At 71.7% G+C, this 10173-nt stretch carries 9 protein-coding genes; 6 read left to right on the top strand and 3 right to left on the bottom strand.

The window, feature by feature from the left end:
• Window positions 1–90 precede the first annotated feature (90 nt).
• The 3 genes from OG202_RS02020 to OG202_RS02010 all read left to right on the top strand — a co-directional run bounded on the left by OG202_RS02020 (window position 91) and on the right by OG202_RS02010 (window position 3575).
• Entirely contained in the window at window positions 91–1131 is a 1041-nt protein-coding gene (locus tag OG202_RS02020) for a FecCD family ABC transporter permease (protein WP_326585298.1), read from the top strand.
• Window positions 1132–1498: 367 nt separating this feature from the next.
• Window positions 1499–2608 (top strand): FecCD family ABC transporter permease, encoded by a 1110-nt coding sequence (locus tag OG202_RS02015; protein WP_327731763.1) that lies wholly within the window; start codon window positions 1499–1501, stop codon window positions 2606–2608.
• A 145-nt stretch (window positions 2609–2753) separates the two neighbouring features.
• Window positions 2754–3575 carry an ABC transporter ATP-binding protein gene (locus OG202_RS02010; RefSeq protein WP_326585975.1) on the top strand — a complete coding sequence of 274 codons (822 nt, stop codon included), beginning with the start codon at window positions 2754–2756 and terminating at the stop codon, window positions 3573–3575.
• 177 nt (window positions 3576–3752) lie between these two features.
• Here the strand turns inward: OG202_RS02010 and OG202_RS02005 are convergent, their stop codons facing one another.
• Window positions 3753–4700 (bottom strand): methionyl-tRNA formyltransferase, encoded by a 948-nt coding sequence (locus OG202_RS02005; RefSeq protein WP_327731765.1) that lies wholly within the window; start codon window positions 4698–4700, stop codon window positions 3753–3755.
• 102 nt (window positions 4701–4802) lie between these two features.
• On the opposite strand from OG202_RS02005, the gene OG202_RS02000 reads away from it, so the two are divergent.
• Window positions 4803–6155, top strand: a complete 1353-nt coding sequence (locus tag OG202_RS02000) for a lysine N(6)-hydroxylase/L-ornithine N(5)-oxygenase family protein (protein ID WP_327731766.1) — start codon at window positions 4803–4805, stop codon at window positions 6153–6155.
• Between the two features lie 156 nt (window positions 6156–6311).
• Here OG202_RS02000 and OG202_RS01995 read toward each other — a convergent pair whose 3' ends face one another.
• The gene (locus tag OG202_RS01995; RefSeq protein WP_327731767.1) at window positions 6312–7598 is read right to left on the bottom strand and encodes a streptophobe family protein; all 1287 of its coding nucleotides are present in this window, start codon (window positions 7596–7598) and stop codon (window positions 6312–6314) included.
• Window positions 7599–7786: 188 nt separating this feature from the next.
• Between OG202_RS01995 and OG202_RS01990 the strand changes: the two genes are divergently transcribed.
• A complete protein-coding gene (locus OG202_RS01990; RefSeq protein ID WP_327731768.1) occupies window positions 7787–9100 on the top strand; it encodes a DUF6777 domain-containing protein in 1314 nt (437 codons plus the stop codon).
• Between the two features lie 27 nt (window positions 9101–9127).
• On the opposite strand, the gene OG202_RS01985 is transcribed toward OG202_RS01990, so the two are convergent.
• Window positions 9128–9265, bottom strand: coding sequence for a hypothetical protein (locus OG202_RS01985; RefSeq protein WP_326585984.1), 138 nt, complete (start codon window positions 9263–9265; stop codon window positions 9128–9130).
• A gap of 255 nt (window positions 9266–9520) precedes the next feature.
• Between OG202_RS01985 and OG202_RS01980 the strand changes: the two genes are divergently transcribed.
• Entirely contained in the window at window positions 9521–10111 is a 591-nt protein-coding gene (locus OG202_RS01980; protein ID WP_327731771.1) for a DinB family protein, read from the top strand.
• Window positions 10112–10173: the final 62 nt, after the last annotated feature.

The following is a 10173-nucleotide window of genomic DNA, read 5'->3' as shown; positions in this document are numbered from 1 at the left end:
GGGGGCGGGGCGGCAATCGGAGGAAGACCTACAGATCAACCCGCCTTCGCCCTACAGTTAAGGTAAGCCTCATCAAAGGAAGTTGAAGACGTGGGGACCTCGACGGTCCGGGCGGCGAAAGGCCCCCGCGCGGTACTGCTGTTGACGCTCTCGGGCGCGGCCCTGCTCACGCTGTGCGCCCTGTCGATGGCGTTCGGCGCGCTCGGCGTCCCCCTCGACCAGGTGTGGCACACCCTGCTCGGTGACGCCCCCAACTCCCGTATCGACAACGTCATCTGGTCCGTGCGCGTGCCACGCACCGCCCTGGGCCTCGCCACCGGCGCCGCCCTCGGTCTGTCGGGCGCGCTGATGCAGGCGCTGACCCGCAACCCGCTCGCAGACCCAGGCATCCTCGGTGTCAGCGCGGGCGCGGCCTTCGCGGTGGTCCTGTCGGTCGGCGTGCTCGGCATCGGCTCGGTGTACGGGTACATCTGGTTCGCCTTCGGCGGCGCGTTCGTGGCCAGCGTCCTGGTGTACCTCCTCGGCGGGCTCGGCCGGTCCGGTAGCACCCCGGTCAAACTGGCGCTGGCCGGAGTGGCCGTGACCTCGCTGCTGTTCTCGCTGACCAGTGCCATCGCCCTCACCGACCCGGACGCGCTCAACCGTTACCGCTTCTGGAACGCGGGCTCCCTCGCCAACCAGGACGAGGAGGTCCTCCTGCGCGTCCTGCCGTTCCTGGCCGTCGGCGCGGTCCTCGCCCTCGCCTGCGCGCCGGCTCTCAACAGCCTCGCGCTCGGCGACGACGTCGCGAAGTCGCTCGGGCTCAAACTCGGCCTGGTCCGCGTCCAGGGCGTCGTCGCCGTCACCCTGCTCACCGGGGGAGCGGTCGCCGTCATCGGGCCCGTGGTCTTCGTCGGCCTGGTCGTCCCGCACATCGCCCGCGTCCTCGCCCAACTCGCCGGCCTCGGCCCGGATCACCGCTGGCTGCTGCCGCTGTCCGCCGTCCTCGCCCCCTGCCTCCTCCTGGCCGCCGACATCGCCGGCCGCCTGATCGCCCGCCCCACCGAGGTCCAGGCCGGCATCCTCGTGGCCTTCATCGGCGGCCCGTTCTTCATCGCGCTGGTCCGCCGCCGACGCCTCGCGGAGCTGTGAACCATGACTTCTCGACCGGGGAGGCGCGGACCCGTGGCCGGTGAACAGCGGGGTCCCTGTCCCGTGAACGCCGAGCTCCCGGGGGCGCGGTCCGTGCCGACCGAGCCGTCGGGGGCGCGGTCTGTGATCACCGAGCCGTCGGGTCCACCGTCCGTGCCGACCGATCCGTCGGGTTCGCGGCCCTTGACGACCGAGCCGTGGAACGGCGGGCCCATGGCCGGCCGGCGGGGCATCGCCGATCCGCGGCCTTCGAAGCAGTGGCGCCGTCGGCCCGTGACGACCGAACCCATGGAGCGGTGGGCCCATGACGACCGACCCCCATGGAGCTGTGGGCCCATGACGACCGAACCCGTGGAGCGGTGAGCCGATGACGACCGATCTCGCGTCCGGGCCGCCCCCGAAGGGCGCCGTGGACCCGACGCCGAAGCGCCCTACGGCCGACCGCCTCGCCTTCCGGCTGCCCGCACCGCCCGTCTCCGGTGTCGTACGACCCCGGCTGCTGGCGGTCTGTCTGCTGCTCGCGGCGGCGGCCTTCCTGGCGTTCGCCGTGGAGACCTCCGTCGGCGACATCGACCTCCCGCTCACCGAGGTGATGAAGGCCCTGGTGGGCACGGGCGACCCCGGCACCGAACTGATCGTCCACGAACTGCGGCTGCCGCGCGCGCTGGCCGGGCTGCTCGTCGGCATCGCCTTCGGTATCTCCGGGGCCCTGCTCCAGACGGTCACCCTCAACCCGCTGGCCAGCCCCGACATGATCGGCATCACGCAGGGCGCCGGCACGGCGGTCGTCGCCGGGATCGTCCTCGGCTGGGACGCGGGCCTGAGCACCCAGGCCCTGGGTCTGCTCGGCGCGCTGCTCGCCGGGCTGCTGGTGTACGTCCTGGCCTGGAAACGCGGCACCACCGGATACCGCATCGTCCTCGTCGGCATCGGTATCGCCTGGATCTGCACCAGCATCACCGACTACCTCATGGCCCGCGGCCAGCGCTTCCAGGCACAGGCGGCCCTCGGCTGGCTCGTCGGCAACCTCAACGGCCGCACCTGGGAACAGATCGGCCCGCTCGCCGTCACCATGGCCGTGCTGGTGCCCCTGGCGGTCCTGCTCGGCAGGCAGATCCGCGTCCTGCAACTCGGGGACGACGTGGCGAGGGGCCTCGGCACCCGCGTGCAGATCGTCCGGGTGGCCGTGCTGCTGATAGCCGTCGGCCTCGTCTCCTTCGGCACGGCCACCGCGGGTCCCGTCGCCTTCGTGGCGCTCGCCGCGCCCCAGGTCGCCCAGCGCCTGGCAGGCACCCCGTTCCCGCCCCCCGTCGCGGCGGGGCTGACCGGCGCCGTGATGGTGCTCGTGTCCGACCTCGCCGCCCGCTCGATCGTCCCGGACACGGAACTCCCGGTCGGGGTCGTCACCGGGGTGCTCGGCGCACCCGTACTGCTGTGGCTGCTCATCCGCGCCAACCGCGCCGGTTCAGGAGGCTGAAGACGTGTCATCGAAGTACGAACCGGTCACGAAGCGCGACGCCCGTGCCGACGCCCGTGCCGACGTTCGCCCCGACGCCCGTGCCGTCGGCGGTGGCGACGGCCGTGTCGTCGACCGCACCGGCGGTTCCGTCGACGGCCCGGAGCTGCGCGCCGAGGGCCTGCGTCTGGCCTACGACGACCGGATCGTCGTCGAGGATCTCGACCTGGTCGTCCCGACGGGCCGGGTCACCGCGATCGTCGGCGCCAACGCCTGTGGCAAGTCCACCCTGTTGCGCGCCCTGGCCCGCCTGCTGACGCCCAAGGCGGGCACCGTCCACCTCGACGGCCGCTCGGTGCACTCCATCCCGACCCGCACCCTCGCGCAGCAGCTCGGCATCCTCCCGCAGACGCCCGTCGCGCCCGAGGGGCTGACCGTCATCGACCTGGTGGGGCGCGGGCGTTCACCGCACCAGACGTGGTGGCGGCAGTGGTCGCAGAGCGACGAGGAGGCCGTGCACGAGGCGCTCAGGGCCACCGACATGACGGATCTCGCCCACCGGTCCGTCGACGAGCTCTCCGGCGGACAGCGGCAACGCGCCTGGATCGCCATGGCCGTCGCCCAGGGAACCCCGGTGATGCTGCTGGACGAGCCGACGACGTACCTCGACCTCGCCCACCAGATCGACGTCCTCGACCTGGTCACCGACCTCAACCGGCACCAGGGCCGCACCGTCGTCATGGTCCTGCACGACCTCAACCAGGCCTGCCGGTACGCCGACCACATCATCGCCATGAAGAAGGGGCGCATCGCGGGCGAGGGCGCCCCCGCCGACGTCATCACCGCCCCGATGGTCGAGGACGTCTTCGGACTGCGCTGTGTCGTCGGCGAGGACCCCGTCAGCCGCACCCCCATGGTCATCCCGATGGGCCGCCACCACGAGGGCACGGACGCGGACGCGGTGCCCGTGTCGGGCGCCGCCGGCTGACACACGGCCGACGGTGCCCCGGCTCACGGGCCCGCGACGGCGACGGGCCCGTGAGAGGTCACGGAAGGGCAATCATCCGTGCGGGGCACGGACGGGACGGGTGGCCCGTCACCGGGCGAGATCATGGACAGGCCCGTCACCGGGCGAGATCATGGACAGGCCTGTCACGGGGCGGGATCACGGACGGGCCGTCAGGTAACCGCCCATCGTGCGGAAGTAGTCCGTCGCCGCGTGCTCCGTGCCGTCCTCCGTCCGTACCCGCCTGACCACCAGCCCGGGCAGCCGTCCGGAGCGCGCCTCGGTGCCGGCGACGATGACGACGCCGTCGCCCTCGCGGATGAAGATCCGCCCCGGCGTGCCGCCGTAACGCCCCTCGGACACGGCGGCCGAGACGATCCGGACGCGCTGGCCGCGGTGGTGGGTGAACGCGTTGGGATACGGGTCGGACTGGGCCCGTACGAACCGTTCCAGGTCCTCGGCGGGCCAGGTCCAGTCGATCCGGCTGTCCTCCAGGGACCGCTTGTGGAAGAAACTCGACCGGGAGCGGTCCTGGGGTGTCCACACGGCCCTGCCGGACGCGATGAGTTCGAGCGAGTCGGTGACGAGCGGGCCGATCAGATCGACCGTGCGGTGGAACAGGTCCGTCGCCGTGTCCTGTGGCCCCACCCGCACGGAACGCTGCAACAGAACGTCACCCATGTCGAGTTCGGCGTCCATGCGGTGGGCGGTGACCCCGACCTCCGGTTCGCCGTTGATGAGCGCCCAGATGAGCGGGGAGAACCCCGCGTAGGCCGGGAGCAGCGAGTCGTGGATGTTCAGTGTGCCGTGCGGCGGCAGGTCGAAGATCTCGGGCGGCAGCCAGGTGCGCCAGTTGTTGGCCACGATGAGATCCGGATCGACCTCCTTGAGCGCGCGCAGGAGTTCGTCGTCGCCCGGCCGGTTGCGCAACAGCACCGGTACGCCGTGCTGTTCGGCGAGATCGGCGACCGAGTCGCTCCAGATCTTCTCGTACGCGTGGTCGCTCTTCGGATGAGTGACCGCGAGGACCACCTCGTGTCCGGAGTCCAGCAGAGCCTGCAGCGTTCGGTGTCCCCAGGTCTGGTACCCGAACATGACGACCCGCATATGAGCCCTCCTCAGCCGTTGCTAGGTAAGGCTAACCTTATCTAACATGTGTCTGCTTGGGGGAGGCTGTGTTCCAGCTTGGGAAACTCTATGACCCCTGTTATGGGAGGCGATGACGCGGTGACGACGCTGCAGACCGGGCCGGATTCCATCTACGACGTACTGGGTATCGGGTTCGGTCCATCGAATCTCGCACTCGCCATCGCGCTCCACGAACACTCCGGCGCCTCCGGGCCGGCGGACGGGCTCCGCGTCGGATTCCTGGAAAGACAACCCCGGTTCGGATGGCACCGGGGCATGCTCATCGACGACGCCACCATGCAAGTGTCCTTCCTGAAGGACCTGGTGACGATGCGTGACCCCACCAGCGACTTCAGCTTCCTGTGCTACCTGCGCGACCGGGGCCGCCTCGTCGACTTCCTCAACCTCAAGACCCTCTTCCCGCTGCGCATCGAGTTCCACGACTACTTCGAGTGGGCCGCCGCCCGCGTCGCGCACCTCGTCGAGTACTCCGCCGAAGTCGTCTCCGTACGCCCCGTCACACGGGACGGCGAGATCCGCTACTTCGACGTCACCAGCCGCGTACCCGGCGACCCGGAACGCCTGACCGTCCGCCGGGCCCGCAGCATCTGCCTGGCCACCGGCCTGGAACCGCACCTCCCGCCCGGCGCCGCCCTGTCCGAACGCGTCTGGCACAACAGCGAGTTGCTGCCCCGCGTCGACCAGGTCCGGCGCTCCGGGCGGCCGGTGCACCGCGCGGTCGTCCTCGGCGCCGGCCAGAGCGCCGCGGAGGCCGTGGACTACCTCCGCCGCAACTTCCCCGAGGCCGAGATCTGCTCCGTCTTCGCCAAGTACGGCTACACCCCCGCCGACGACAGCCCCTTCGCCAACAAGATCTTCGACCCGGAGGCCGTCGACCTGTACTACGGCGCGCCCCGCGAGGTGAAACAGTCGCTCTTCGACTACCACCGCAGCACCAACTACTCCGTCGTGGACATGGACTTGATCGAGTCCCTGTCCCGGGCCATGTACCAGGAGCAGGTCCAGGGCCGGGAGCGGCTGCGGATGATGAACGTCTCCCGGCTGCGCGAGGTGGAGGTGGGCACGGACGACGTCAAGGTGACCGTGGAGTTCCTGCCAACGGGGGAGCGCGAGATCGTCTCCTCCGACCTCCTCGTCTACGCCACCGGCTATCAGCCGCGGGGCGTCGGCGACAACCTCGGGGAGATCGGCAAGCTCTGCCTGCGCGACGACGAGGACGCGCTCCGGGTCGGCCGTGACCACCGGGTGGTGACCGCGACCAATGTCTCGGCCGACATCTACCTCCAGGGCGGTACCGAACACACCCATGGCCTCACGTCGACACTGCTGTCCACCACCGCCGTACGCGCCGGGGAGATCAGTGCCTCGCTCCTCGCCCGCCGTGCGTCGGACCTGACGGCATCGGAGGGCTGAGGGCCGACGCCTGTTCGCCGTGAGGGTTTCGTCCGTGGGCGTCCGCGGGGAGTGCGGGGGAGTGCGGGGCCGACCGCGCGGTTCCCCGCGTTCCATCTCATCGGCGACGCCCGCGCGGCTCAGGCGTCATCGCTCGCGAGGTGAACCGGTCATCACCTACCGGCGGTCGGCGTCCGCGTCGACCGCACCCCGCCGCCGCACCCCTCTCGCCAGCACCCCGCCCACGAACCCGGTCACGAGCCCCCACAGCACGGCGAGCCCCAGCGCGGACCACAGGCGGGGCCGCAGGAACAGCTCACCGCCCAGGTCGCCGCCGAGGTCGCCGATACCGATGACCGACAGCCCGTAGTGTGCGGAGATCCGGGCCACGAGGCAGATCATCAGGACGGTGAGCACCAGGGCGGCCGCCATGTGCACCGCGTGCTGCCACAGCCGTACCCGGGCCGGGGAGCGCGCCGCCAGCACGAACGCGGCGACGATCAGCAGCACGGCGTCCACGACCACCAGCCACCACACCCGGCCGTCGTACTCGGCGAGCGAGCCCAGGTTCAGGGTCGACACGTCGGGCCCGCGCACGACCTCGTCCAGGATCTTCGGCATCGGCAGCCCGAACGGCCCCTCGACCTGGCTGTCCCAGGTGGCGCCCAGACCGATCGTGAAGACCAGCCACACCACGTTCGGCAGGCCCAGCAGGATCACCGCGGCCGTCTCGGCGGCATGCCCGCGGGTCAGCGCCACCACCACCGCGATCACCAGCCCGAGACCGACGTACGCGAGCAGCAGCCCGACCATCGCGTACGCGGCCGGGCGCACCGACTCCTGGAACCGCAGCAGCCGCGCCGGAAGCGGCGCCCCACGCGACACCAGCAGTGCCAGGACCAGGACCCCGGCGAGCCAGAGCAGCCCGAAGAACACGGTCGGCGCCATGGCCGTCTCGAACCCCACGTCGGCGGAGGTCCCGAAGAAGTCGCCCACGTCCCCGAGAGGGATGTCGAAGGTCTGCCGGGCCGCGAGCGCGAGGCTGATGAGCGCCGCGAGCCACAGGACGGCGATGCGGGCGGCCCAGCCCGCGAGTTCGGTCGCCCCCGCGACCGCCCGGTGGCGCAGGGGCCGCAGGAACCCGGCGGCGATCACCAGCGCGCCGACGAGGGTCACCGACAGGGGGATCACGGTCAGGCCCGCCTGGGTCTCGGCGATGGACCCGGCGCCGCCGGAGAGCTCGATGGTGCCCCCGACCGCCGTCACGACGGTGGCCGCGACGACCCGGGGGAAGGCGCCGTCCGGGAGGTCCGCCGCGCCCGCCGCCCAGAGACCGAGGCACGCCGTCACGATCATCGCGATCAGCCCGGCCAGCACGGTTCCGAGGGCCTGGAGCCAGCCGTGGCGGGCGACCGGCCGCTCGGGTGCCGCGGTCTGCCGTGGACGCAGGGTCTGAGGACTCACTCTTGCCACGCTAAGCACGGCGGAGGCACTGCGCGCGTCGAGCTCTCCCGGCCCGCGGGCGGGGCCCGCGGGCCGGGGCCTTCGGCTTGCGGACGGCACGGGACCAGAGCACACAATGGGCCTGTTGTGGCGGAAAACATCATCAAGCTGGTGAATCGCCGCAGAATCCCTACGGCGGGAGAAGACCCGTGAGCGCCGAACAACCGTCCTCCGGCCGCCCGACAGGACCGCCCTCCGGTCCCCTGTCCGGGCCGTCGCAGCCCAGCCCCACCCCGCCCGATCCGACGCGGCCGAGCGGCCAGGTGCCCCCGGAACCGCCGAGCGACGCCTCGGGCCCGGGCGGCACCGGCGGGGCGGGAGGAGGCCCAGGTGGGCCAGGTGGGCCAGGTGGGCCCGGCGGAGGCTCCCGTGATGCCGGGCAGGGACCCGGAGGCCCCGGCCACCCGTGGTGGCGGTCGGCTCCCCGTATCGCCCTCATGGTCACCGCGGCCGTCGTCGCCGTGGTCCTGATCGTCGTCCTCACCCGGTCCGACGACTCGGGCGGCTCGGCCGACGGCGAGGTCTTCCTCCAGGCCGCCGGAAAGTCCGGCCCCGACCCGTTCACCGAGTCGACGGCGAAGGACAGCTCCACCCCGCCCGAGACGCCCACGGCGACCCCGAGCAGTTCGGAACCCGACAACGTGACGCGGGCCGTGGACGGTTCGGCCCCCGGTCTTTACGGCGGCACCCGCAACGTCTCCAGCTGCGACGTGGAGAAGCAGGTCACGGTGCTCCGGGCGAACCCCGCCAAGAACGACGCGTTCGCCTCCGTCGTCGGCGTCGAGTCCTCCGACGTGCCCGCCTATCTCCGCTCGCTCACCCCGGTGCAGCTGCGCATGGACACCCGGGTCACCAACCACGGCTACCGCGACGGCGCCGCCACCAGCTACCAGGCCGTCCTCCAGGCCGGCACCGCCGTCCTCGTCGACGACCGGGGCGTGCCCCGGGTGCGCTGCGCCTGCGGCAACCCGCTGAAGCCGCCGGTCGCCCTGAAGACGACACCCGAGCCGAAGGGGGACTCCTGGCCGTCGTACCGGCCGCAGAACGTGGTGGTCGTCGAGCGCTCGACGGTGATCATCAACGTGTTCGTCCTCTACGACCCCGAACGCGACGACTGGTTCACCCGGCCGAGGGGCGACACGGGCGGGAAGGACAAGAAGACCACCCCGCCCGTCAACCAGCCCTCCCCGTCGGCGTCGACGTCGTTCTCCGAGGAACCGCCCTCCGAGTCGCCCGAGCCGTGTCCTTCGACTCCGGGCGGAGCCACGGACGCCGACAAGGGCGGCAGCCCGTGCCCTTCGTCGTCCTCGGTGACACCGTCGACCTCCGCCCCGACGGAGACGAAGACCTCCGAGCCCGAGCGGGAGAGCCCCGAGACGGCCGACTCGCCGCCGGACGACACCACGACGAACGAGTCGGCGTCCCTCCACGGCACTCCGGAGTCGATCACCCCGGGCTCCTGACCCCGAAGGGGCCCGAGCCCGGGCGCCTCACTCGTCGATCGCCGACCCGAACCGCGCGTCCACGTAGGGCGCCCCGAGCGAAGCGCCGTTGTACGTCCACGACCCCGATGCCGTGATACCGCCCGCGCCCGCCGAGAGCACCCAGACATGATGGGCCCGGACCACGGACAGGATCCGTGTCGCTGCCCCAGGGCTGAGTACGCCGGGGACCAGTACGCCCAAGACCGTTCGGGGCGTGCGGTTGAGCGGAGTCACTTCTGCTCAGTCCACAGGAACGGTTGTACGGGAGTTCACGGACGCCGACGGACCGTGTCGCGAGAGCGTTTGTGCCCACGAGGAAGACCCCGAAGAGCGAGGACAGTGGTGCGGGGTGTGAAAAGCAGTGGCGGACCGTCGCCGTGACAGCCGATGCTCCTGCGCATGACTGACCATCGTGAGACGCGGCCCGACGAACAAGCTCTGCCGGAGAGGCAGCCCGGGTGGGGCGACCGGTTCGTCGGCCCCGAGGGCGACCCGCGCGGGGAAGGAGGGTTCGAGGGGGAGCGGGCCACGCTGGTCGGGTATCTGCGCAACCAGCGGCTGACCCTGGAGCTGAAGTGCGCGGGGCTCGACGCCGAGGCCCTGGCCCGCCGCTCGGTGCCGCCGTCGAACATGTCGCTGCTCGGGCTCGTACGCCATCTGGCCGGCGTGGAACAGTACTGGTTCCGCGAGGCGTTGGCGGGCGAGCCGGCACCGCGTCACTACCGCGCCGGCGACGACCCCGACGGGGACTTCAACGACGCCGTGGCCGACCCCGAGGCCGTCGCCGAGGCCTGGAAGACCTGGCGCTCCGAGGTCGACTTCGCCGAGCGGTTCGTGGCCGCGGCCCCCGATCTCGCCGTCACCGGCCGCCACGACGGCGAGCCCATCGCCCTGCGCGAGGTCCTGGTCCACATGATCGAGGAGTACGCCCGCCACAACGGCCATGCCGACTTCCTGCGCGAACGCATCGACGGCCGCATCGGCGAGTGAGGGCCCCGGACCTGCTTGCCCCGAGGGATTTTTCTGAGGGCGGAACGCGGCCCTCTTCCCCT

It is taken from the genome of Streptomyces sp. NBC_00310 (assembly GCF_036208085.1).
GTDB lineage: Bacteria > Actinomycetota > Actinomycetes > Streptomycetales > Streptomycetaceae > Streptomyces.
Note: the sequence above shows the minus strand (reverse complement) of the source record. Positions and strands in the feature narration are given on the sequence as shown.